The sequence below is a fragment of the Sulfitobacter sp. SH24 genome (assembly GCF_965641895.1).
In the GTDB taxonomy this organism is placed as follows: domain Bacteria; phylum Pseudomonadota; class Alphaproteobacteria; order Rhodobacterales; family Rhodobacteraceae; genus Sulfitobacter; species Sulfitobacter dubius.
Map to the genome: position 1 here is coordinate 1370731 of NZ_OZ282575.1, position 21372 is coordinate 1392102.

Consider the following 21372-nt stretch of genomic DNA (forward strand, 5'->3'; position numbering starts at 1 on the left):
GTTGACCGCGATTGGGCGGCGACGCATGCGAAGTTATCTGCTGCGAGCGATAGACAATTATCGTTAATCTATTTGGAGAAGTGGTGCCCCCACACGGACTCGAACCGCGGACCTACTGATTACAAATCAGTTGCTCTACCAGCTGAGCTATAGGGGCACTGAGGGCTCATTTAGAGAAATGGCGCGGGGGGTGCAAGAGGGGAAATGCCGGATTCTTTCGGATTTTACACGGGGCACGCGACGGGCTATTCAACGCCAAGGTTTTAGCGGTTGAGCGGAGTATTATGCAGCTCGTTTTACACACAGGCGTCCATTTTACAGAGGACGAGCGGCTGCTGAAATGCCTGCTGCGCAACCAAGATGACTTTGCCAAGGCGGGGATCAGGGTGCCGGGGCCCAGCACCTATCGCAACCTGTTTCGCGACACACTCAATGCGATGCACAAAACCGAGCCTTCGGATGTGGCGCGCGATGTGTTGCTGGATGCGATTCTGGATGATGGCAAGGCCGATCGGGTAATTCTGTCGGACGCCAATTTCTTCCGCTCGCCTGCGACGGCGTTGAAAGAAGGGGTGCTTTACCCCGCCGCGGCTGTGCGGATGCGGCGCATGACCCGGCTCTTCCCAGATGATGAGATCAGCATCTTCATGGCGATCCGAAACCCCGCGTCGCTGGTGCCGATGCTTTATGAAAAAGCGGCGGATAAAACATCGGCAGCATTCTGGGGTGAGCGGGGGCCGACAGACCTGCGGTGGTCGGAAACGATCCAACAGTTGCGCGAAATGGCGCCAGAGATTCCGATCACCGTTTGGTGCAACGAAGATACGCCGCTGATCTGGGCGCAGATCATCCGCGAGATGGCTGAATTGGCACCAGAGACCAAAATCAAAGGCGGCTTTGATCTGCTGCAATCCATCATGTCCGAAGAGGGGATGCGGCGTTTCCGCGGCTATGTTGATACCCACCCCGAGATGTCCGAGGCGCAGAAGCGGCGGGTTATCATCGCTTTCCTCGACAAATACGCGCTAGAGGAAGAAATCGAAGAGGAGCTCGACATGCCCGGTTGGACCGAGGAGCTGGTCGAGCAGATGACGGCACTCTATGACGCGGATGTCGAGATTATCCGCGCCATGCCGGGGGTTACCCTGATCGCGCCCTAAGGTTCAGCCCGCGCCTGCCAATTCGGTGATCACCTCATAGGCCATCGCCACATCCTCGGCCGTGGCGGTGAAGGCGCCTGCCTGAAAGCGGATCACCAATGCCCCGTCGATACGGGTCTGAGTCAGGTAGATGCGGCCGTCATCGTTGATGCGATTGAGCAGGTCTTGGTTATGCGCATCAAGGTCTGCGGTCGCAAGATGACGGAAGGTGAATAGCGACAGCATTGGCTGGGTCACGATCTCAAACCCGTCTGCTTGTTCCAGCCGTTTCGCCAGATCTTGCGCCCATGTCACATGGTTGCGGATCATTTCACGCAGGCCTTCCAACCCATGGGCCCGGATCAGAAACCACAGTTTTAGCGCCCGGAAGCGACGGCCCAGTGGGACTGACCATTCGGAATAATTCACGATCCCATCTGCGCCGTGGGTTTTAAGATATTCAGGTTGGATCGCCAGCGTACGGACAAGATCGTCGGGATTGCGCAGGAAGTGGGTCGTGCAATCAAACTGCGCGCCCAGCCATTTATGCGGGTTCATCACAACGGAATCGGCACGTTCCACCCCGGCCCACAGGGCGCGAAACTCAGGGCAGATCATCGCAGACCCGGCCCAGGCGGCATCAACATGGGTGTAAAGCCCCTCGGCTTCGGCCACATCCATCACAGCAGCGATGTCATCGCTGGCACCCGCGCTGGTGCCGCCGGTGCAGGCGATAATCCCCGCAGGCAAATGCCCCGCAGCGCGGTCAGCTACGATGGCGTTGCGCAGCGCATTCGCGTCCATCGCGCGTGTCGGGCCGTGGGTGGGGATGCGCACAAGGTTCTCTTCGCCCAAGCCCGCAATCCAAATGGCCCGGTCGACCGACGTGTGCACCTCTGCCGAGCAATAGACCCGCAAGCGCGGCTGCCCAGAAAGCCCCGCTTTGTTGCCCTGCCAGTCCAGTGCCCGTTCGCGCATGGTCAGTACGGCACAAAGCGTGGCGGAACTGGCGCTGTCTTGGATCACACCCGTAAAACCATCCGGCAGGCCGATCGCCTGGCGCATCCAGTCGCAAACGCGGGTCTCTAGCTCTGTCGCCGCCGGAGAGGTCTGCCACAGCATGCATTGCGCTGCGATGGCAGAGACGAAATACTCTGCCAAAACCGAGACGGGGGCGGCGTTGGCGGGAAAATAGGCAAAGAATCGAGGATGTTGCCAATGGGTCATGCCGGGCATGATGGTTTGCTCGAAATCGTCAAAGATCGCCTGCATCGCCTCGGCCCCCTCGGGCGGCGTGTCGGGCAGAGCAGAGAGCACCGCGCCGGGGGCGACCTGCGCGCGCACCGGCTGGCTGCGCAGGCCCGCGTGATAATCTGCGGCCCAATCAGCCGCGCGGCGGCCCCAGTGACGGAAATCTTCCCAGTTCATCCGCGGCTCCCGTGGCTTTTGATCTTGGTCCTAATGCGCATTTTCCGCCCCTTGTTGTTGTATTGTCTCACTATTGTTCCGCTCCGCATCACCCCTTCAAGAATGTCGCCGCAGCGGTTATGGTGATCGTCACGCCCTTAGGGGCGGTGTTTGACTTGGTAAGTAGCGATCAGGAAACCGTCAAGAATGGCCACTATGCCCCCCCTGCGCCGCACGGCCCGCTCCCTGCCGATAGCGCTGTTGCGCGCGCGCGAAAGGGTGATGGGCCCGATCCGGGAAATTCTGAACGAAAGCGGCATCTCGGAACAGAAATTCCGGGTGCTGCGTGTCGTTGAGGAATCCGGCCCAATGGAGCAAACAGCGCTCGCGCAGCAGGCCTGTCTGCTGCTGCCTAGCCTGACACGCATGTTGCGCGCGATGGAGGAAGAGGGGCTGCTGAGCCGTGCCAGTGATCCAGATGATGGGCGTAAATCCATCGTGACGATCACCGATCAGGGGCAACAGATTTTGCAAGACCATGCAGGCGACGCCGCGGCGCTATTTTCCGATTTCGAGGCCCGTTTCGGCAAACAGCGGATGGAAGACCTGCTGGATATGCTCGAAGACCTCGTTAATCTGGATATGCAGAAAAAGACCGACGGGCAAAAGAAAGACTAACGGTGAAGGGCGCTTAGCCCCTGTTTGCCGCCCGCCGTACCGCGCAGATCCCTGCCAACGCCATCCGGTTGCCATCCGCCTCAGTCGCGGGTGCACCCTGTTGTGACAAGGCCCGTAGATACAACCGCGCCTCGGTGCCTGCGCCGATCACCGCCAAAGTTTGCCCCAGCCAATAGGGCCGTGCCGCTGCCAGTTCCGCACCAATCAAGGTGCCAGCCAAACGCGCCTGTGCCGTGGGAGGGGGGATCTCTCCCAACGTAATGTCAGCGCGAATAGACGAAAGCCGCGCGGCCAACCGTTCAGGGCGCGATAACCCGTCGCTCAGGGCTTCGTCAAAGGCCGTATCGTCCAGCGCCGTGTCATTGGCGGGGGCTGCCTCTCCCAGACGGCCGGCCAACTCACCGGTGAGGAAGGTCTGAAAGCTGACGATCTCGCCCGCACTGACTTGCGCCCAAACCGATGTCATGCCCGGCAGGCAGATGACCCCATCCCAATCTTTGTTAAGGCTGAGAAACCCCGCGATCCGCGTTTCGGCCCCTTGAAGCAAACCGCTTGGCGCGTGCTGGCGCAGGGGCGGGATGACCTGAAGTGCGAAGTTCTCGGTCGTGCGGGGCGTGGTGGTAGGGGCGGTCGCATCGCAGGGCACCGGGCGTGGCGCAGCATTGGACCACCCTCCGGCGGGCAATCCGGCGATGAAGACGGGCAGGCGGGGAAGCTGCCATGGTGCGATGAGGGATTTGAGCGCGGCGTCGAACGCCTCAATGCTGTCCGTCACGCAGGGTGCGTCGATGTTTGCCGTAGCACTTTCTAGCACCGAACTGCCCTGCATCACCCAAACCGTAAGGCTGCCGTCTTGGCAATCTGCCGCCAACCATTCTGCTGCTGCTACGTTTGTCATCGCGCTGCCCCTCTGAGTGAATTGCCCATACCGCATAGGGCCTGCCGGAGGCGGGTGCAATGTGCAGGCCGGACCGTAAACCGTAATCCAGTAATTTTACTTTAAGCATAAAATATTTATCCTTGAACGAAAAAGCGACTCGGCCTAGGCTCCTTCCAAACCGAACCAAAGGGGAATTTCGATGCGTGCAATCTGTCTTGGCGGCGGTCCTGCGGGGCTTTACTTTGCGATTTCGCTAAAGCTGCGCCAGCCCGACGCAGATGTGACAGTGATGGAACGTAACCGCGCCGATGATACGTTCGGTTGGGGCGTCGTGCTGTCAGATGAAACGCTTGATAATCTTGAGGTCAACGATCCCGTTTCGGCACGCGAAATCCGCAGCCATTTCGCCTATTGGGACGACATCGCCCTGCATCACAAAGGCCATGTGATCCACAGCACCGGCCACGGGTTCTGCGGCATTGGCCGCAAGCGTCTGCTGCTGATCCTGCAAGAGCGGGCGCGGGAATTGGGTGTTAACCTTCAATTTGAAAGCGAAGTCAAAGCAGCATCAGAATATATGGGCGACTATGATCTGGTGGTCGCCAGCGATGGTCTGAATTCCAAAACGCGGATGGAATTCGAAGAGACGTTCCAGCCCGACATCGATGTGCGGCGCTGCCCCTTTGTTTGGCTTGGCACGCACCAGAAGTTTGACAACGCCTTCACCTTTATCTTCGAGAAGACCGACAAAGGCTGGATCTGGGTCCACGCCTATCAATTCGACAAAGACACCGCGACTTTCATCGTGGAATGCAGCCAAGAAACCTTTGACGCCTACGGTTTCGGCGAAAAGACCCAAGAAGAGACCATCGCGATCTGTGAGGAGATCTTCAAGGATCACCTTGACGGTCACAAGCTGATGACCAACGCCAGCCACATCCGCGGCTCGGCTTGGATCAAGTTCCCTCGCGTGCTTTGCGAAAAGTGGAGCCACGAAAATGTTGTGCTTCTGGGCGATGCTTCGGCCACGGCGCATTTCTCGATCGGGTCGGGCACCAAGCTGGCGCTGGAATCGGCGATCTCACTGGCGAAACATGTGAGCGATGACAAAAACCTAAGCACGGCATTTGAGAAGTATGAAGAGGCGCGGCGTCTCGAAGTGCTGCGTCTGCAATCGGCTGCGCGCAACTCGGTTGAATGGTTTGAGGATGTTGAGCGCTACCTCGACCTCGACCCGGTGCAATTGAACTACTCCATGTTGACCCGCAGCCAGCGCATCAGCCACGAGAACCTGCGCGAGCGTGACCCCAAGTGGCTTGAGGGGGCCGAGAGATGGTTCCTCGAACAGGCGGGGGCGGATAGCAACGGCCCGGTGCGTGCGCCGATGTTCGCGCCGTTCCAACTGCGTGACATGAAGCTGGAAAACCGCATCGTCGTCTCACCGATGGCGCAGTACAAGGCCGTCGATGGCTGCCCGACAGATTGGCACCTGATCCACTACGCCGAACGCGCCAAGGGTGGTGCCGGGCTGGTCTATACCGAGATGACCTGCGTCTCGCCGCAGGGGCGCATCACGCCGGGCTGTCCGGGGCTTTACGCGCCCGAACATGAAGCCGCGTGGCAGCGTCTGACCGATTTCGTACATGCCGAAACGGATGCCAAGATCTGTTGCCAGATTGGCCACTCGGGGCGCAAAGGCTCGACGCAAGTTGGGTGGGAAGAGATGGACGCGCCGCTGAAAGCCGGCAACTGGGATATCATCTCGGCTTCGGCAATCCCGTGGTCCGAGGGCAATGCCATGCCCAAAGCCGCCAGCCGCGCCGATATGGATACGATCCGCGATGAGTTTGTCGATGCCACGCGCATGGCCCATCGCGCCAACTTCGACATGATCGAGCTGCATGCGGCGCATGGCTATCTGATCTCGTCCTTCATCTCGCCGCTGTCGAACCAGCGCGACGATGAATACGGCGGCAGCCTGGAAAACCGCATGCGTTATCCGCTGGAAGTGTTCAAAGCGATGCGCGATGCATGGCCCGAAGAGAAGCCGATGGCAGTGCGCATTTCGGCCACCGATTGGGTCGAAGAAGACGGGGTAAGCCCCGAAGAAGCCGTAGAAATCGCCCGTATGTTCAGTGACGCAGGGGCCGATATCATCGACGTCTCGGCAGGCCAGACCTCGAAACAGGCCAAGCCGGTCTATGGCCGCATGTTCCAGACCCCGTTCAGCGACCGCATCCGCAACGACGGGGGCATCAAGACCATGGCCGTGGGCAATATCTATGAGGCCGACCACGTGAACTCGATTCTGATGGCGGGCCGCGCCGATCTGGTCTGCCTTGCCCGCCCGCATCTGGCCGATCCCTATTGGGCGCTCCATGCCGCCGCCGCGATTGGCGACCGCCACGCTGATTGGCCGCTGCCCTATGGCCCCGGCCGAGATCAAGCATGGCGTCTGGCAGACCGCGCCGCAGAGATGGAGAAAGTATGAGCCATGTGATTATCACCGGCGGCGGGTCAGGCGTTGGGGCAAAGATTGCCCGCGCTGTCGCCGACAGCGGCGCAAAAGTTACCATCATGGGCCGCCGAGAAGCACCTTTGCGCGAACAAGGGCTGCCGTTTCAGGTCTGTGATGTGACAGACCCACAAGCCGTGGCCCACGCCTTTGCCGCCGCCCGTACTGAAAATGGCCCCATCACCGGAGTCGTCGCCAATGCAGGCGCAGCCCATTCCGCCCCTTTCGACAAGATCACCGCGCAGGACATGGCCGATATGCTGGCCGTTAATGTAACGGGCGTCTTCAACGTCTGGCAGGCAGCACTGGCCGAGATGAAAGAGGCCAAGCGGGGTAGGCTTATCGCTGTGGCTTCTACCGCCGGGCTCAAGGGCTATCCTTACGTTGCGGGCTATGTCGCGGCGAAACATGGTGTCGTGGGCTTGACCCGCGCGCTGGCGTTAGAGGTCGCGCGCACGGGCATCACGGTGAACGCCATTTGCCCCGGTTTCATCGACACGCCGCTGTTGGAGCGCTCGGTGGAGAATATCACCAAAAGCACAGGAAAGACGGCAGACGAGGCCCGCGCCATTTTGAAACGCGCTAGCCCGCAGAACCGTTTTGTCACCACCGATGAGGTCACGGCGGCTGCGCTCTATCTGCTGTCGGACGGTGCTGCTTCGGTCAACGGGCACGCGCTGTCTTTGTCGGGGGGCGAAGTGTGAGCAATGCGGCCAAGGATCGCGTGCGGCTTTGGCTGCGGCTGTTAAAGGTCGTGCGTGGCCTTGAGCAGGAATTGCGCGACACGCTGCGCCGCGAGCATAACACCACGCTGCCGCGTTTCGATGTGATGTCGGCCCTGTCGCGGCATCCGGAAGGGCTGAAGATGAGCCAACTTTCGGGCGTGCTGCGGGTGTCCAACGGTAATGTCACGGGCATCGCCGACCGGCTTAGCGAAGAGGGGCTGGTGCAACGCATCCCCGTACCCGGCGACCGCCGTGCGATGATGTTGCGTCTAACGCCCCAAGGGGCCGCCGAATTTGCGCTTCAAGCGCAGGCCCATGAAGATTGGATCAACGAAAAACTACGCGGCGTCTCCCCCGAGGAAGCCCGCGCGATGGCGGCCCGCTTGCAGGCTTTCGCCGCCCAAACGGAAGAAAAGGAAAACGCCAATGCGCAGTGACGTGAAGCACTTTCAATGTGAGATCAAAGACCGGATCGCCACCGTGCGGCTGGACCGGCCCGACCGTAAGAACCCGTTGACCTTCGACAGCTATGCCGAACTGCGCGACTGGTTCCGCGACCTCGTCTATGCCGATGATGTCGACGTGGTGATCTTTGGCTCCAACGGCGGAAACTTTAGCTCCGGCGGCGATGTGCATGATATCATTGGCCCTTTGACGCGAATGAACATGAAGGAACTGCTCCGATTCACCCGCATGACCGGCGATCTGGTCAAAGCGATTGTAAATTGCGGCAAGCCGGTCATCGCGGCGGTCGATGGTGTCTGTGTGGGCGCAGGGGCAATCATTGCCATGGCGTCTGACCTCCGTTTGGCCACGGCAGAAGCCAAGACGGCATTTCTGTTCACCCGCGTCGGCCTTGCCGGGTGCGATATGGGCGCTTGTGCGATCTTGCCGCGTATCATTGGACAGACCCGCGCGGCGGAACTGCTTTATACGGGGCGCGCCATGTCGGCCGAGGAAGGCGAACGCTGGGGTTTCTACAACCGTCTGGTCACAGGCGAAACGCTGGAAGATGAGGCGCTGAAGCTGGCGCAGAAAATCCAAGCAGGGCCAAATTTTGCACATATGATGACGAAAACGATGCTGGCGCAGGAATGGGCCATGTCTATCGAACAGGCGATTGAGGCCGAAGCACAAGCGCAGGCGATCTGCATGCAGACCGGCGACTTTGAGCGCGCCTATAACGCTTTCGTCGCCAAGGAACGCCCGGTCTTTGAAGGGGACTGAGTAACAAAAGCCAAAAGATAAACACGCGGGGAGGCCTAAAGATGGCTGATAGAACTTTTCTCGACTGGCCCTTTTTTGAGCTGCGCCACAAAGAGTTGGCGCTGGCGCTTGATGAATGGGCCGGACAAGAATTGAAGAACGTGGATCACGCCGATACCGACGGGGCCTGCCGTGATTTGGTCGGAATGATGGGCCGAGATGGCTGGCTGCGCCACAGCGGGGCCGAAGGCGATGAGGTGCTTGATGTTCGCACCCTCTGCCTGATCCGCGAAACGCTGGCGCGGCACGACGGGCTGGCGGATTTTTCCTTTGCGATGCAGGGGCTTGGCACCGGCGCGATCTCGCTTTTTGGGAGTGATGAACAAAAGGCCGAGTGGCTACCTAAGACGCGTTCGGGTCAGGCGATCTCGGCCTTTGCGCTGACCGAGCCGCAATCCGGGTCGGACGTGGCCAATTCCACCATGACCGCCAAGGCAGATGGCAACGGCTATGTGCTCGACGGGCGTAAGACGTGGATTTCCAACGGTGGTATCGCTGACGTCTATACCGTCTTTGCCCGCACCGGCGAGGCACCGGGCGCAAAGGGGCTTTCGGCCTTTATCGTACCCGCCGACACGCCCGGCCTAAAGGTCGAGGAACGGCTTGAGGTTATGGCACCGCACCCGCTGGCCACACTGCATTTCGATGGGGTGAAACTGCCCGGGTCGGCGCTTCTGGGCGAGGCGGGGCGTGGATTTGCCATTGCGATGTCTGTGCTTGATGTCTTCCGATCAACCGTGGCTGCTGCCGCTTTGGGCTTTGCCCGCCGCGCCTTGGACGAAGCGCTTTTGCGGGTGACCTCCCGCCAAGTGCAGGGCGCAGCATTGAGTGAGTTGCAGTTGGTTCAAGGCCATATCGCCGATATGGCGTTGGATGTGGATGCAGCGGCCTTGCTGGTTTACCGCGCCGCGTGGACCAAAGACAGCGGCGCGCCGCGCGTGACCCGCGAGGCGGCGATGGCCAAACTGTTTGCTACCGATCAGGCCCAAAAGGTCATCGACACGGCGGTGCAACTGCATGGCGGGGATGGTGTGCGTAATGGCGAGGCGGTCGAGCGACTTTACCGCGAAATCAGGGCCTTGCGGATTTACGAAGGCGCATCTGACGTGCAACGTGTCGTCATTGCACGCCAAACGTTGGGAGCCATGACATGAAGCTGCACCCGAGTGGACATGAAGACACATTCGCCCGTGAGAACCTACCGCCGTTCGATCAATGGCCCGACCTCAATCTAGATCAGTTTACCTATCCCGATCGCCTGAATGTAGGCGTAGAACTTACTGATACTATGGTGGAAAAAGGTTTTGGGGATCATACGGCGCTGATCGGCAATGGGCGGCGGCGCACCTACAAAGAACTCGCCGATTGGACCAACCGTCTGGCCCGCGCCATGGTGGATGATCTTGGCGTTAAACCCGGCAATCGGGTGCTGATCCGCTCGGCCAACAACCCGGCGATGGTGGCCTGCTGGCTTGCCGCGACCAAGGCGGGCGCGGTGGTGGTGAATACCATGCCGATGCTGCGCGCAGGAGAGCTTGCGGCGATTGTCGACAAGGCTGAAATCAGCCACGCGCTTTGCGATACAAGGCTGATGGATGAGATGATGACATGCGCGAAGTCGTCGAAATTCCTCAAGACGGTGCTGGGCTTTGACGGCACCAGCAACCATGATGCAGAACTTGACCGTTTGGCGCTCGAAAAGCCGGTTCAGTTTGAGGCCGCCGACACCGCACAAGACGATGTGGCGCTTCTGGGATTTACATCAGGAACGACTGGTAACCCCAAAGCAACAATGCATTTTCACCGAGACCTTTTAATTATCGCGGACGGCTATGCGCGCGAGGTTCTGGGAGTCACGCCTGAGGATGTTTTCGTCGGTTCGCCCCCCTTGGCCTTTACCTTCGGGCTTGGCGGGCTTGCGGTTTTTCCGCTGCGCTTCGGGGCCGCGGCAACGTTGCTGGAAACCGCCAGCCCGCCCAATATGATTGAGATCATTGAGAAATATAAAGCGACCGTGTGTTTTACCGCCCCCACGGCTTACCGCGCGATGTTGCAAGCGATGGAAGAGGGCGCGGACCTCAGTAGCCTGCGTGCCGCCGTGTCTGCCGGGGAAACACTCCCTGCGCCTGTTTATCATGAGTGGAAAGAGAAAACCGGCAAACCCATGCTCGACGGGATCGGCGCGACAGAGATGTTGCATATCTTCATTTCCAACCGTTTCGACGACCATCGCGCGGCCTGCACGGGCAAGCCTGTCACGGGCTATGAGGCACGGGTGATCGACGCGGACGGTGCTGAGGTGCCGCGCGGCGAGGTGGGGCGGCTGGCCGTGCGCGGCCCTATCGGCTGCCGCTATTTAGGCGATGCGCGTCAGGCCGATTACGTCAAGGATGGCTGGAACATCACTGGCGACAGTTTCACCATGGATGAGGACGGTTATCTGCACTTTGCCGCCCGTAACGACGATATGATTATCAGTTCGGGTTACAACATTGCCGGGCCAGAGGTTGAGGCAGCATTGCTTAGTCACCCATTGGTGAGCGAATGCGGCGTGGTCGCGGCCCTTGACGAAGCGCGCGGTTCTATCGTGCAAGCGCATGTGGTTGTGGTTGATGGAACGCCGGAAGATATCAATACAATCAAGATACTGCAGGACCATGTTAAAGCGACCATTGCGCCTTATAAGTACCCGCGCGATATTCGTTTCATCAAAGAGTTGCCGAAAACCGCAACCGGAAAGATCCAGCGTTTCGCGCTGAGAGAGGGTAAATGAGCACGTTTGACGAAGCCTCCAAGGGCGCGAAGATGAGTTTTGCCAAGGATAAATCCTATGGGGATTACCTTGGGCTGGACCAAATCCTGACGACGGAAAACCCGCTGGATATGGCGCACGATGGACTGTTGTTTATCATTCAGCACCAAACCTCGGAACTGTGGATGAAGCTGGCGATCCATGAGTTGACCGCCTGCCGCAAATCGCTTCAAGCGGGGGAGTTGCGTCAAAGTTTCAAGATGTTGACCCGCGTGGCGCGGATCTTTGAACAGCTTAACTCCGCGTGGGACGTGCTGCGCACCATGACGCCCAGCGAATATACTCAGTTCCGCCCGTATCTGGGGGCGTCGTCGGGGTTTCAGTCTTACCAGTACCGTTTGATTGAGTATCTTCTAGGCAACCGCATCGCGGCGTTGACCAAACTGCATGAACACACGCCCGAACCCCATGCGGCACTGGTGGCAGAGATGGAGCAGCCAAGTCTTTATCAAGTGGCGATTGATCTGCTTTGTGAGCGGATGGGCGAGCCGTCATTGGCAGGCGGACCGGAACCAAAGGCTTGGGAGGCCAAAGCTGAGGTTCAGGCGCTTTGGAAACAGGTTTATGAAGACCCGACAACCCATTGGGAACTTTATGAATTGGCGGAAAAGCTCGTCGATCTTGAGGACTACTTCCGCCGCTGGCGGTTCAACCACGTGACCACCGTGGAACGCATCATTGGTTTCAAACGCGGCACCGGGGGCACGTCGGGCGTGACCTATCTGCGTAAAATGCTCGAAGTGGAGCTTTTCCCCGAGCTTTGGCATGTGAGAGGAGCACTGTAAGTGTCTGTTTTGAAAAAAGATCAGTTTATCCTGCCCGAGGGCGTGATCTACCTCGACGGCAACTCTCTGGGGCCGCTGCCCAAGGCCGCCGCCGCGCGGGTGCAGGAGATGATCACCGACGAATGGGGTGACAGGCTGATCCGCGGCTGGAATCAAGCCGGATGGATGGAACAGCCTACGCGGGTTGGTAATATGGTCGCGGGCATCGTCGGCGCGCCGGAAGGGTCGGTGGTGATGGGCGACACGCTGTCGATCAAGGTGTTTCAGGCGTTGGCTTCGGCGGTCAAACTGCGCCCCGGTCGCAAGGTGATCTTGTCGGATACCGGCAACTTCCCCTCGGATCTATATATGGCTGAAGGCTTGGTCGGGCTGTTGGAACAGGGCTATGAGCTGCGCAGCGTCGCCCCCGAAGAGGTGAAAGACGCCATCAACGAAGACATCGCTGCCGTGATGCTGACGGAGGTCGATTACCGCACGGGTCGTAAACACGACATGAAGGCCATGACCGAGCTGGCCCATGCCAGTGGCGCGGTGATGATCTGGGATCTGGCACATTCGGCAGGTGCGCTGCCGGTCGATCTGGCGGGCAGCAACTGCGAATTTGCCGTGGGCTGCACCTATAAATACCTGAACGGCGGACCGGGCGCGCCGGGGTTCATCTATGTGCGCCCCGATCTGGCGGACGAAGTACAGCCTGCGCTTGCCGGGTGGCTGGGGCACCGCCAGCCCTTTGCCTTTGATCTGGAGTACAAACCGGGGCAGGGCATTGAGCGGATGCGCGTCGGCACGCCGCCGGTGATCCAATTGACCGCGCTGGAAGTGGCGATGGGGCTTTGGACGGACGTAGACATGCAAGAGCTGCGCGCCGCCTCCATTGCATTGCAGGAGCAGTTCATCGAAGAGATCGAGCGTGACGTGCCGCAACTGACCCTTGCCAGCCCGCGCAACAGCGCTGAGCGGGGCAGTCAGGTGTCGTTCCGATTTGAGGAAGGCTATGCCGCGATGCAGGCGGTGATCGACCGCGGCGTGATTGGTGATTTCCGCGCGCCCGACATCATGCGTTTCGGCTTCACGCCGCTCTATATCGATGCCGAGGACGTCTCCAAAGCGGTCGCGATCATCCGCGATGTGATGGAGAACCGCCTCTGGGACAACGAAAAATACAAGACCCGCGCGCGGGTGACCTGATAGGGACTGTTCTTTGCTGGCCGTCTCGCCCGCGTGCCCTTTGGGCGGGCGCAGTTGGCGGTAGTTAACTCCTTCGCCGATCTGCGCCGGGTGGCGGATCACGCCGTTATTCTCGAACGTGGCCACTCGGCCTAGACTGGCCCAATGCCTGCGCTCAATTCTCAAATCGCCGATCAGTTTCTCGGCGTGTGACTGTTAATAAAAAGGAACACGACATGTCGCATCAAGTTATCCACCCCGAAGGTTGGGCGCCCGCCAAGGGCTATGCAAACGGTATGCTCAGCGCCGATGGCCATCTTTTTGTCGGTGGTCAGATCGGTTGGACCGCAGAGCAGAAATTCGAATGCCATGACTTTATCGGTCAGATGAAACAAGCGCTGCAAAACATCCGTGATGTGGTCGAAGCGGCGGGTGGCACGCCCGAAGATATCATGCGCCTGACATGGTATGTGACAGATAAGAAAGAATATCTTGCCGCGCAAAAGGACGTGGGCCGCGCCTACCGTGAAGTGATGGGGAAACATTTCCCCGCCATGGCAATGGTGGTGGTTGCAGGATTGGTCGAAGACGAGGCCAAGCTTGAGATCGAAGCCGACGCGGTAATCAAGCGCTAAGCACGCCGCACCGCTAAGACATACCGCGCGGCCCTTGCAGGGCCGGGCGGGCAGGGACTTAGGCTCGCCGCAGCAGTGGGGCCAGAGCCGAAGACAGCGCAAAAAGTGCCGCCGCGATGCTGACGATGCTGGGGCCGGTTGGCGTGTCGAATTCCAGTGACGCCATCAGCCCGCCGAAGGCTGCCAAAGCGCCCAGTCCCATCGCCCAGATCGCCATGGTTTCGGGCGTGCGGGCGAAGGGGCGTGCGGTGGCGGCGGGGATAATCAGCATGGCGGCGATCAGCAGCGCACCCACGACCTTGATCGCCACAGCCACCATGATCGCCAACGCAAGCGTTAGGATTAACTGCTCGCGCTTGGGGTTGCCACCTGCCGCTTGCGCAAGGTCGGGGTTCAACGTTGCCGCCAGCAGTGCAGACCAACGCCATGCCAACAGCAGCGCCACGGCCACGGCACCGCCCCAGATCACGGCGAGGTCAAAGCGCGTGACGGCAAGAATTTCACCAAAGAGGTAAGACGAAAGATCAACCCGCTGCCCCGGCAGCAGCGACACGGCCACCAATCCAAGCGCCAGGGCGGAATGGGCCATCACGCCTAGTAGGGCATCGGCACTGACATTCCGGCCCGACAGCGTGCTGATCACCAGCGCCATCACCAGCGCCACCAAAAGCACCCCTGCGGTGATCGGCAGATCGGTTGCCAGCGCCAAAGCGACGCCCAGAAGGGCCGCGTGGCTTGTGGCATCGCCGAAATAAGCCATGCGCCGCCAGATCACGAAACAGCCCAACGGCGCGGCGGCCAGTGCGACGCCAAGCCCGGCAAGTGCTGCGCGCACAATAAAATCGTCAAGCATTCTCGGTCTCTTCGTGCTGTCCATCACAAGCGTCGCCGTGGTGGTGATTGTGATGGTGGTGATGATGGTCGTGATCGTGACGGTAGAGCGCCAGCGCCCCTTGGGTGCCACTGCCGAATAGCGCGCGGTATTCTGGTGCGTCCGCCACGGTTTCTGGCGTGCCTTCGCAGCAGACATGACCGTTGAGGCACAGCACCCGGTCGCTGGCGGCCATCACGACGTGTAGATCATGGCTGACCATCAGCACGGCACAGCCCAAATCTTGGCGCACCGCTTCGATTTGGCGGTAAAAGGCGGCAGATCCGGGTTGATCCAACCCTTGGGTCGCCTCATCAAGGATCAGCAGGTCAGGTTTTTCCAGCAGCGCACGGGCCAGCAACACGCGCTGGAACTGCCCGCCAGAGAGGTCGACCATCTGCCGCTCGGCCAATTCCGGCACGCCGGCGGTGGTAAGGGCATCGCGGATCGCTTCGGGCGTTTGGCGGCGCGGCAGGTTGACGAAACGGCGCACGGTGAGTGGTAGGGTCGCGTCGATCTGCAATTTTTGCGGCACATATCCGATGCGCAGCCCCGGTTTGCGGGTGATCTTGCCCGCCGCCGGTTTCAACGCGCCGATCAGCGCACGCAGCAGGCTGGACTTGCCTGAGCCGTTGGGGCCGACGATGGTGACAATCTCCCCTGGTTCGATGTTGAAGTTCACATCGCGCAGGGCGACTTGTCTGTCGTGGCGCAGGGTCAGGCCACGGGTCTCAATCAGGCTCATGCACCGGTCCCCTGACAGGCGGGGCAAAGGCCTTCGGCCTCGACCACGCTGCGCTCGATGCGGAAGCCTGCGGCGCGGGCGGCATCGCCTAGGCGGCTTTTCGTGGGTGAGGTTTCGGCCTCTGCCACCGACCGGCAACTGCGGCAGATCAGGAAAGCGGGCGCATGGTCTTCGCCCGGATGCACGCAGCCGACATAGGCATTAAGCGCTTCGATCTTATGGGCCAGCCCGGCTTTGACCAAAAAATCCAGCGCGCGGTAGGCCACAGGGGGCTGCGCGCCCAAGCCTTCGGCCGAGAGATGGGCCAAGAGGTCATAGGCGCCCAAAGCGCGGTGCTCTGACAGCAAAATTTCCAATGCACGACGGCGAACGGGCGTCAGCCGCAGCCCGCGCGCGGCGCATTGTGCTTCGGCGGCCTGCATGGTGCTGCGCATACAGGCGGCGTGGTCGTGATCGCGGAATTCGATGGCGCTCATGGGGGACCTCAATTCATTTGTGCATTGATATGTTATAACAAGGATGCTAGCAAGGTGATACTATAACATTTTGAAGGTCTGCCATGTATCGTTTCTCGCTCCCCGCTGCCGTTCTTGCGTCGGTCTCGACGCCGCTTTGGGCCGATGTGCCTGCCGTCGCCACGGATATCGCACCAGTTCATGCGCTGGTGTCTCAGGTGATGAAGGGTGTTGGGACGCCAGACCTCATCGTCCCGCAGCGTAGCTCGCCCCATGGCTATGCGATGCGCCCTTCGGAGGCCCGCGCGCTGAGCGGGGCTGATCTGGTCGTTTGGGTTGGCCCCTTGCTGACCCCTTGGTTGGCCGATCCACTGAATTCGCTGGCAGGAAGTGCGAGCCATCTTGCATTGATGGAGCAACCCGGCACCCGCGTGTTGCCTTTCCGTGAGGGCGCAACATTCGAGGCGCATGACCATAGTGCGCACGGCGATGAGGGGCATGATGACCACGAGGTGCACGACCATGGCGATGAGGGGCATGATGACCATGAGGGGCATGACCACGACGATGAGGGTCATGATGACCATGAGGGGCATGACCACGGTGAAAAAGATCATGATGACCACGAACCCCATGATAACCACGGACACGGTCACGCCCATAGTGGCGATGATCCCCATGTCTGGCTTGATCCGCGCAACGGCCAGTTGTGGTTGGGTCAGATCGCGGAGAGCTTGGCCGAGCTGGACCCTGACAACGCCGCCCAGTACCGCGAGAACGCCGAGGCAGCACAGGCAGAGCTCGCCACACTAGAAGAGGAAATCTCTGAAACCCTCGCGCCGGTCAGGGACCGCCCCTTCATCGTCTTCCATGATGCCTACCATTATTTCGAAGCACGTTTTGACATCGAAGCGCTTGGGGCCATCAGCGAGAATGACGCCCGTGCTCCGGGCGCGGCGCGCGTCTCGGAGTTGCGGGCCTTGGTGGCTGACAATGGCGTCAAATGCGTCTTTGCTGAGCCGCAGTTCAATCCCGGCCTAATTGCAGCCGTGGCAGAAGGACAGGACACCGGGGCCGGTACGCTTGACCCGCTGGGTGCCGATCTTGAACCGGGGGCCTCCCTCTATGCGGATCTGCTCCGCGGTATGGCTGAAGATATGGCTGCTTGCCTTTCGGATTGACCAAAGGGGCGCTTGGTTGAGGAACCGGGCGTTTTTAAAGAAAAGTGGTGCAGCTGGGGAAGCTGCACCACATCTTACATGCTAAAATCAATTTTATAGAATTTCGATCAGTCCGCGGTCTTTCCGCTGCCCTGTTGCTATTCAAAGCTACCGTAGGGTGCACCGTCTTCGCCCTGTTCTGCGCGCCCTTTGGAAACTCTACTGGCGTTTCTTTGCACCATAACTGTCACGGTTTTATGACGCGCTAGACCGGGCTGCGGCGAAATCCGACAATTAGTTGGCGCAGTCCAATCGCGGCCCCGGCAAAAATCGACGCCAAGGTCACAGGGCCGCTGAAAGCCAAGACCGATATGGCAGAGATGCCTTGCCCGATGGTGCAGCCCATAGCGATTACCGCACCAGCGCCCATAAGCCCTGCGCCGAGTATCTGGCGGCGCAGCTCGCGCGGGTCTTCGCAAGCTTCCCAACGGAAATGCCCCTGCCAGAGAGAGCCGAGGAAAGCGCCGACCCAGACGCCCGAGACAGAGCCGATGCCAAAGCTCAGCGGGCGGACAGAGCCCTGCATGGCGTAGAGCAGGGTCTCTCCCACCGGGGCGGCGTAGCTGTGAGACATGAGCGTCTGTGTGCCAAAGCCGGTCTGTGCCAGCCACGCCGTGCCCGCCCAGCCTGAAACGATGGCGAGACCGGCGACCACGCTCCAGAAAACCATTCGAAAATCGCAGCAAAAGCTGCGGGCGCTCAGCATAAGGGCACAGATCACCATGCCCACAGCCACACCGATCATGGCCACCGATCCGCCTGCGAGTGCGGAAAGCGCATGGGCGATGCCATCGGGCGGACCTACGTTCAGTTGCCGGGGGAAGAGGAGCACACGCGCCGGGGCGAGAGGGCCAGAGAGCACGGCAAAGGCTGCCAGCCCCATGACCACCACGATGACAAAAGCGCGCAGATCACCCCCGCCAAGCCGCGCCAAAGCGCCAAAGCCGCAGGTGCCCGCCAGCGCCATGCCATAGCCGAAGATCAGCCCGCCAAAGATCGCAGGCGCCCATGAGAAGGCGATTGTCAGATGAAAGGCGCGGTCGATGTTGATGAAGCCAAACCCGCCAAGGGTAAAACTGCCCAGCATCGCTACACCGATCGCCAAGCCCCACATCCGCATCCGGTGGCTGGAGCCGCCATAGAGCAGGTCTTCGATCGCGCCTAAAGTGCAGAACCGCCCCAATCGTGCGGCAAGGCCCAGCAATACGCCGCCCAATCCACCCAAGAGGGCGGCGGTCAGCGGCTGGCCCAGAAGCTCAATCATCCTTGCAGAACAATTCGTAGACCAGCTCCAGCATTTTGCGCGGGCGGTCATCGGCAAGCCGGTAGTAGATTGTTTTGCCATCGCGACGGGGGGTCACCAGCCCTTCGAGCCTGAGCCGCGAGAGTTGTTGCGATACGGCGGCTTGCCGGGTCGAGAGCAGGGCTTCCAACTCGCTCACCGACTTTTCACCCGAAACAAGATGACACAGGATCATCAACCTCCCCTCATGGCTGATCGCCTTGAGAAAATTCGACGCGGTCACGGCGTTGGTCAGCATCCGGTCCATGTCCTCTTCGGACATGTCGGGGGTAATCACGGGCAGGGCTGTCATTCGGTCGGTTCCTCGAAATCGGTCTTGTCGCGTAATAGCATATTCAGCATGGGCCAGAAAAATTCCGCGCCGGGGTAGCCTTCGAGACGGCCCAGTTCGGTGTCATCTTCAACCAGCAGGAAGGTTGGCGTAAATACCACCGCGCGCTGGGGGGTGACGCTATCCTCGACCGCCGAGATATCGACGCGGCGCAGCGGGGCAAATTCGCCCTCGTCGGTTTTGGGGTAGGCGGGGGCGATCTCTTTGTCCCAGCGTTCGCAATAGATGCAACCGGGCTGTTCGACCATGACCAGTTCCACCGCCAAGGCGGGCAGGGCGGTTAGGGCCGCGAGGCTCAGGGCGGTCACTGTGCGGATCATTGGCTTGCCTGATTGACGTTTGGACAACACTCAACGTAATTTGAATATGTGAATTATTCAAGCGCGGCGACATGTGTCGGCGCGGTCAGGAGGTAACATGTTCGACATCACCTATGCAGGCGCGCTGCTGGCGGGGCTGCTCAGCTTCTTTACCCCCTGTATTCTGCCGATGGTGCCGTTCTATCTGAGCTATATGGCAGGGCTCAGCGTGACCGAATTGCGCGGCGACGGCGCGATTGCGCCAGGGGCGCAGCGGCGGCTGGTGCTGTCATCGGTGCTCTTTGCGCTTGGGGTGACGACGATCTTTGTGCTGCTGGGCATGGGGGCCACGGCCTTGGGGCAGGTGTTTACCCAATACCTTGAACCGCTGAGCTGGGTGGCGGCGGCGATCCTGTTGGTCTTTGGTCTGCATTTTCTGGGCGTCATCAAAGTGCCGCTGCTCTACCGCGAAGCGCGGTTGGAGGGGGGCGGCAAGCCCACGTCGATCTGGGGCGCTTATGTGATGGGGCTGGCCTTTGGCTTTGGCTGGACGCCCTGTGTGGGCCCGGCACTGGCGGCGATTTTGATGATTGCCTCGGGCATGGGCGACATCACGCGGGGTGGGCTGCTGTTGGCGGCCTATGGCGCGGGGATGACCGCGCCCTTCGTGGTCGCGGCGCTGTTTGCAAAGCCGTTTCTCAACTGGGCGGCGCGGCATATGGCGCTGGTCCAAAAGGTGGAAAAGGCGATGGGGGTCATGCTGATCCTCTTTGCCGTGCTGATCGTGACAGGCGGGGTGCAGTTAATCGCGGATGCAATGATCCGTTGGTTCCCCAGCTTCACGACGTTAGGGTAACCGCAACAAGGAGGACGCCGATATGATGATCGCAAGGATAGGGGCCGCAGCCGCTGCAATGCTGCTGGCATGGCCATTGGCCGCCGCGGAACTGGGCGACGACGGTCTGCACAAGACGCCGTGGATGCGCGACACCTTCAAAGACCTGCGCGAGGATTTGGAGGAGACCAACGCCGAAGATAAGCGCCTGATGCTGATGTTTGAACAACGGGGCTGCATTTACTGCACCAAGATGCACGAGGAGGTCTATCCCGCCCCCGAAATCACCAATTATATCGAAGAGAATTACTTCGTCGTGCAGCTCAACCTGCACGGGGACATCGAAGTGACTGATTTCGATGGTGAGACCCTCTCGGAAAAGCAGATGGCGCGGAAATGGGGGATTCTCTTTACCCCAACGCTGATGTTCTTGCCCCAAGAGGTGGCCGAAGACGCGACCGCGCCGCAGGCGGCGGTGGCGGTGATGCCGGGTGCCTTTGGCAAGGGCACGACGCTGGATATGCTGACCTGGGTTAATGAAGAACGTTATGCGCTTGAAAGCGAGGAGGATTTCCAGCGCTACCACGCGCGGATGATCCAAGAGCGCAACAACGGCCGCACGGATTAACCCGTGAAAAACAGCAGCGCGGATGTAAAGCTATTCAAAAGTTTGAATTTGTTGTTGCGCCGCGCCGCATCCCTGTCTTAGGGTCAGGTAAACCGGATCACACATCACCGTGATCGGCACTGGGAGGAAGTTTTCGATGATGAGATGGATCGCCGCCGCAATTGTGTCGGGCGCGCCTGTTCTGGCCGCCGCTGAAACCGTGGCACCTGCCGACGTGACCTATGATGATTACGGTTCGGTTGAACAATCGCTGACCGGCACGCCGGGGGATGCTGCCAATGGTGCCGCCATCGTTGGCAACAAGAAGGCTGGCAACTGCGTGGCCTGTCACCAGTTGGATGCGCTGAGCGATGTGCCCTTTCAAGGGGAGATCGGCCCGATGCTCGACGGGGCGGGCGACCGCTGGTCAGAGGCAGAGCTGCGCGGCATCGTCGCCAACAGCAAAATGACCTTCGAAGGCTCGATGATGCCCTCCTACTACAAGACAAGCGGATATATCCGCCCCGGCGACGGGTTCACCGGCAAGGCCGGGTCTGAGCCGCTGCCGCCTCTGTTGGATGCTCAGCAGATCGAAGATATCGTGGCTTTCTTGGTCACGTTGAAAGAGTAACGCCGAGGCTTCGCGGCCTAGGGGCGGCGGACGGCTCGACAGATCATCGCGGTCAGCGCACCGCGG

At 60.2% G+C, this 21372-nt stretch carries 23 protein-coding genes and 1 tRNA gene; 15 read left to right on the forward strand and 9 right to left on the reverse strand.

The features are described from left to right. Positions 1–81: 81 nt before the first annotated feature. Positions 82–157 (reverse strand) — tRNA-Thr (locus ACSQ16_RS09310). A gap of 127 nt (positions 158–284) precedes the next feature. On the opposite strand from ACSQ16_RS09310, the gene ACSQ16_RS09315 reads away from it, so the two are divergent. Then, positions 285–1160: a hypothetical protein gene (locus ACSQ16_RS09315; RefSeq protein ID WP_243260830.1), complete on the forward strand. Its 876-nt coding sequence runs from the start codon at positions 285–287 to the stop codon at positions 1158–1160. 3 nt (positions 1161–1163) lie between these two features. On the opposite strand, the gene ACSQ16_RS09320 is transcribed toward ACSQ16_RS09315, so the two are convergent. Continuing rightward, complete coding sequence (locus tag ACSQ16_RS09320; RefSeq protein WP_243260829.1) at positions 1164–2567, reverse strand: pyridoxal phosphate-dependent decarboxylase family protein; 1404 nt, start codon at positions 2565–2567, stop codon at positions 1164–1166. Positions 2568–2753: 186 nt separating this feature from the next. Between ACSQ16_RS09320 and hpaR the strand changes: the two genes are divergently transcribed. After that, positions 2754–3224 carry a homoprotocatechuate degradation operon regulator HpaR gene (gene hpaR, locus ACSQ16_RS09325; RefSeq protein ID WP_317406076.1) on the forward strand — a complete coding sequence of 157 codons (471 nt, stop codon included), beginning with the start codon at positions 2754–2756 and terminating at the stop codon, positions 3222–3224. 13 nt (positions 3225–3237) lie between these two features. Here hpaR and ACSQ16_RS09330 read toward each other — a convergent pair whose 3' ends face one another. After that, complete coding sequence (locus tag ACSQ16_RS09330; protein WP_243260828.1) at positions 3238–4122, reverse strand: 2-dehydro-3-deoxygalactonokinase; 885 nt, start codon at positions 4120–4122, stop codon at positions 3238–3240. A gap of 181 nt (positions 4123–4303) precedes the next feature. Between ACSQ16_RS09330 and ACSQ16_RS09335 the strand changes: the two genes are divergently transcribed. From ACSQ16_RS09335 to ACSQ16_RS09375, 9 genes are all read left to right on the forward strand, one after another. Next, the gene (locus tag ACSQ16_RS09335; protein WP_435988734.1) at positions 4304–6595 is read left to right on the forward strand and encodes a bifunctional salicylyl-CoA 5-hydroxylase/oxidoreductase; all 2292 of its coding nucleotides are present in this window, start codon (positions 4304–4306) and stop codon (positions 6593–6595) included. Next, entirely contained in the window at positions 6592–7323 is a 732-nt protein-coding gene (locus ACSQ16_RS09340) for an SDR family NAD(P)-dependent oxidoreductase (RefSeq protein WP_243260826.1), read from the forward strand. The genes ACSQ16_RS09335 and ACSQ16_RS09340 overlap by 4 nt, the downstream gene beginning before the upstream one ends. After that, positions 7320–7781 carry a MarR family winged helix-turn-helix transcriptional regulator gene (locus ACSQ16_RS09345; RefSeq protein WP_243260825.1) on the forward strand — a complete coding sequence of 154 codons (462 nt, stop codon included), beginning with the start codon at positions 7320–7322 and terminating at the stop codon, positions 7779–7781. The genes ACSQ16_RS09340 and ACSQ16_RS09345 overlap by 4 nt, the downstream gene beginning before the upstream one ends. Further along, on the forward strand, positions 7771–8571 hold the full coding sequence (locus ACSQ16_RS09350; RefSeq protein WP_174858736.1) for an enoyl-CoA hydratase family protein: 801 nt from the start codon (positions 7771–7773) through the stop codon (positions 8569–8571). The genes ACSQ16_RS09345 and ACSQ16_RS09350 overlap by 11 nt, the downstream gene beginning before the upstream one ends. Before the next feature lie 41 nt (positions 8572–8612). Next, positions 8613–9764, forward strand: a complete 1152-nt coding sequence (locus ACSQ16_RS09355) for an acyl-CoA dehydrogenase family protein (protein WP_243260824.1) — start codon at positions 8613–8615, stop codon at positions 9762–9764. Next, positions 9761–11383 (forward strand): AMP-binding protein, encoded by a 1623-nt coding sequence (locus ACSQ16_RS09360; protein ID WP_243260823.1) that lies wholly within the window; start codon positions 9761–9763, stop codon positions 11381–11383. The genes ACSQ16_RS09355 and ACSQ16_RS09360 overlap by 4 nt, the downstream gene beginning before the upstream one ends. Then, positions 11380–12207: a tryptophan 2,3-dioxygenase gene (locus tag ACSQ16_RS09365; protein ID WP_243260822.1), complete on the forward strand. Its 828-nt coding sequence runs from the start codon at positions 11380–11382 to the stop codon at positions 12205–12207. The genes ACSQ16_RS09360 and ACSQ16_RS09365 overlap by 4 nt, the downstream gene beginning before the upstream one ends. Beyond that, complete coding sequence (kynU, locus tag ACSQ16_RS09370; RefSeq protein ID WP_243260821.1) at positions 12208–13395, forward strand: kynureninase; 1188 nt, start codon at positions 12208–12210, stop codon at positions 13393–13395. A 215-nt stretch (positions 13396–13610) separates the two neighbouring features. Then, on the forward strand, positions 13611–14009 hold the full coding sequence (locus tag ACSQ16_RS09375; RefSeq protein WP_243260820.1) for a RidA family protein: 399 nt from the start codon (positions 13611–13613) through the stop codon (positions 14007–14009). Between the two features lie 58 nt (positions 14010–14067). On the opposite strand, the gene ACSQ16_RS09380 is transcribed toward ACSQ16_RS09375, so the two are convergent. The 3 genes from ACSQ16_RS09380 to ACSQ16_RS09390 are packed head-to-tail and all read right to left on the reverse strand — an operon-like array spanning position 14068 to position 16101. Next, entirely contained in the window at positions 14068–14862 is a 795-nt protein-coding gene (locus ACSQ16_RS09380; protein WP_093925917.1) for a metal ABC transporter permease, read from the reverse strand. Beyond that, positions 14855–15625, reverse strand: a complete 771-nt coding sequence (locus ACSQ16_RS09385) for a metal ABC transporter ATP-binding protein (RefSeq protein ID WP_243260819.1) — start codon at positions 15623–15625, stop codon at positions 14855–14857. Before ACSQ16_RS09385 ends, ACSQ16_RS09380 begins: the two co-directional genes overlap by 8 nt. After that, complete coding sequence (locus ACSQ16_RS09390) at positions 15622–16101, reverse strand: Fur family transcriptional regulator (RefSeq protein WP_243260818.1); 480 nt, start codon at positions 16099–16101, stop codon at positions 15622–15624. Before ACSQ16_RS09390 ends, ACSQ16_RS09385 begins: the two co-directional genes overlap by 4 nt. A gap of 83 nt (positions 16102–16184) precedes the next feature. Between ACSQ16_RS09390 and ACSQ16_RS09395 the strand changes: the two genes are divergently transcribed. Then, positions 16185–17261 (forward strand): zinc ABC transporter substrate-binding protein, encoded by a 1077-nt coding sequence (locus ACSQ16_RS09395; protein WP_435988735.1) that lies wholly within the window; start codon positions 16185–16187, stop codon positions 17259–17261. Positions 17262–17505: 244 nt separating this feature from the next. Here ACSQ16_RS09395 and ACSQ16_RS09400 read toward each other — a convergent pair whose 3' ends face one another. Genes ACSQ16_RS09400 through ACSQ16_RS09410 form a run of 3 tightly spaced genes read right to left on the reverse strand, consistent with a single transcriptional unit; the run spans position 17506 to position 19254 of the window. Then, entirely contained in the window at positions 17506–18564 is a 1059-nt protein-coding gene (locus ACSQ16_RS09400; RefSeq protein ID WP_243260816.1) for a YeeE/YedE family protein, read from the reverse strand. Then, positions 18557–18895, reverse strand: coding sequence for an ArsR/SmtB family transcription factor (locus ACSQ16_RS09405; protein WP_243260815.1), 339 nt, complete (start codon positions 18893–18895; stop codon positions 18557–18559). The genes ACSQ16_RS09400 and ACSQ16_RS09405 overlap by 8 nt, the downstream gene beginning before the upstream one ends. Beyond that, a complete protein-coding gene (locus ACSQ16_RS09410) occupies positions 18892–19254 on the reverse strand; it encodes a hypothetical protein (protein ID WP_243260814.1) in 363 nt (120 codons plus the stop codon). Before ACSQ16_RS09410 ends, ACSQ16_RS09405 begins: the two co-directional genes overlap by 4 nt. A 97-nt stretch (positions 19255–19351) precedes the next feature. Between ACSQ16_RS09410 and ACSQ16_RS09415 the strand changes: the two genes are divergently transcribed. From ACSQ16_RS09415 to soxX, 3 genes are all read left to right on the forward strand, one after another. Next, positions 19352–20089 (forward strand): cytochrome c biogenesis CcdA family protein, encoded by a 738-nt coding sequence (locus tag ACSQ16_RS09415; protein ID WP_243260813.1) that lies wholly within the window; start codon positions 19352–19354, stop codon positions 20087–20089. 22 nt (positions 20090–20111) lie between these two features. After that, positions 20112–20696, forward strand: a complete 585-nt coding sequence (locus tag ACSQ16_RS09420; RefSeq protein ID WP_394805075.1) for a thioredoxin family protein — start codon at positions 20112–20114, stop codon at positions 20694–20696. A gap of 136 nt (positions 20697–20832) precedes the next feature. Then, positions 20833–21306 carry a sulfur oxidation c-type cytochrome SoxX gene (gene soxX, locus ACSQ16_RS09425; protein WP_208604006.1) on the forward strand — a complete coding sequence of 158 codons (474 nt, stop codon included), beginning with the start codon at positions 20833–20835 and terminating at the stop codon, positions 21304–21306. The last annotated feature ends 66 nt before the right edge of the window (positions 21307–21372 follow it).

Bases quoted from the DNA above. Each gene is read 5' to 3' on its own strand.
- ACSQ16_RS09315 (WP_243260830.1), top strand. From the start codon at position 285: ATGCAGCTCGTTTTACACACAGGCGTCCATTTTACAGAGGACGAGCGG.
- ACSQ16_RS09320 (WP_243260829.1), bottom strand. From the start codon at position 2,567: ATGAACTGGGAAGATTTCCGTCACTGGGGCCGCCGCGCGGCTGATTGG.
- hpaR (WP_317406076.1), top strand. From the start codon at position 2,754: ATGGCCACTATGCCCCCCCTGCGCCGCACGGCCCGCTCCCTGCCGATA.
- ACSQ16_RS09330 (WP_243260828.1), bottom strand. From the start codon at position 4,122: ATGACAAACGTAGCAGCAGCAGAATGGTTGGCGGCAGATTGCCAAGAC.
- ACSQ16_RS09335 (WP_435988734.1), top strand. From the start codon at position 4,304: ATGCGTGCAATCTGTCTTGGCGGCGGTCCTGCGGGGCTTTACTTTGCG.
- ACSQ16_RS09340 (WP_243260826.1), top strand. From the start codon at position 6,592: ATGAGCCATGTGATTATCACCGGCGGCGGGTCAGGCGTTGGGGCAAAG.
- ACSQ16_RS09350 (WP_174858736.1), top strand. From the start codon at position 7,771: ATGCGCAGTGACGTGAAGCACTTTCAATGTGAGATCAAAGACCGGATC.
- ACSQ16_RS09355 (WP_243260824.1), top strand. From the start codon at position 8,613: ATGGCTGATAGAACTTTTCTCGACTGGCCCTTTTTTGAGCTGCGCCAC.
- ACSQ16_RS09360 (WP_243260823.1), top strand. From the start codon at position 9,761: ATGAAGCTGCACCCGAGTGGACATGAAGACACATTCGCCCGTGAGAAC.
- ACSQ16_RS09365 (WP_243260822.1), top strand. From the start codon at position 11,380: ATGAGCACGTTTGACGAAGCCTCCAAGGGCGCGAAGATGAGTTTTGCC.
- ACSQ16_RS09375 (WP_243260820.1), top strand. From the start codon at position 13,611: ATGTCGCATCAAGTTATCCACCCCGAAGGTTGGGCGCCCGCCAAGGGC.
- ACSQ16_RS09380 (WP_093925917.1), bottom strand. From the start codon at position 14,862: ATGCTTGACGATTTTATTGTGCGCGCAGCACTTGCCGGGCTTGGCGTC.
- ACSQ16_RS09385 (WP_243260819.1), bottom strand. From the start codon at position 15,625: ATGAGCCTGATTGAGACCCGTGGCCTGACCCTGCGCCACGACAGACAA.
- ACSQ16_RS09390 (WP_243260818.1), bottom strand. From the start codon at position 16,101: ATGAGCGCCATCGAATTCCGCGATCACGACCACGCCGCCTGTATGCGC.
- ACSQ16_RS09395 (WP_435988735.1), top strand. From the start codon at position 16,185: ATGTATCGTTTCTCGCTCCCCGCTGCCGTTCTTGCGTCGGTCTCGACG.
- ACSQ16_RS09400 (WP_243260816.1), bottom strand. From the start codon at position 18,564: ATGATTGAGCTTCTGGGCCAGCCGCTGACCGCCGCCCTCTTGGGTGGA.
- ACSQ16_RS09405 (WP_243260815.1), bottom strand. From the start codon at position 18,895: ATGACAGCCCTGCCCGTGATTACCCCCGACATGTCCGAAGAGGACATG.
- ACSQ16_RS09410 (WP_243260814.1), bottom strand. From the start codon at position 19,254: ATGATCCGCACAGTGACCGCCCTGAGCCTCGCGGCCCTAACCGCCCTG.
- ACSQ16_RS09415 (WP_243260813.1), top strand. From the start codon at position 19,352: ATGTTCGACATCACCTATGCAGGCGCGCTGCTGGCGGGGCTGCTCAGC.
- ACSQ16_RS09420 (WP_394805075.1), top strand. From the start codon at position 20,112: ATGATGATCGCAAGGATAGGGGCCGCAGCCGCTGCAATGCTGCTGGCA.
- soxX (WP_208604006.1), top strand. From the start codon at position 20,833: ATGATGAGATGGATCGCCGCCGCAATTGTGTCGGGCGCGCCTGTTCTG.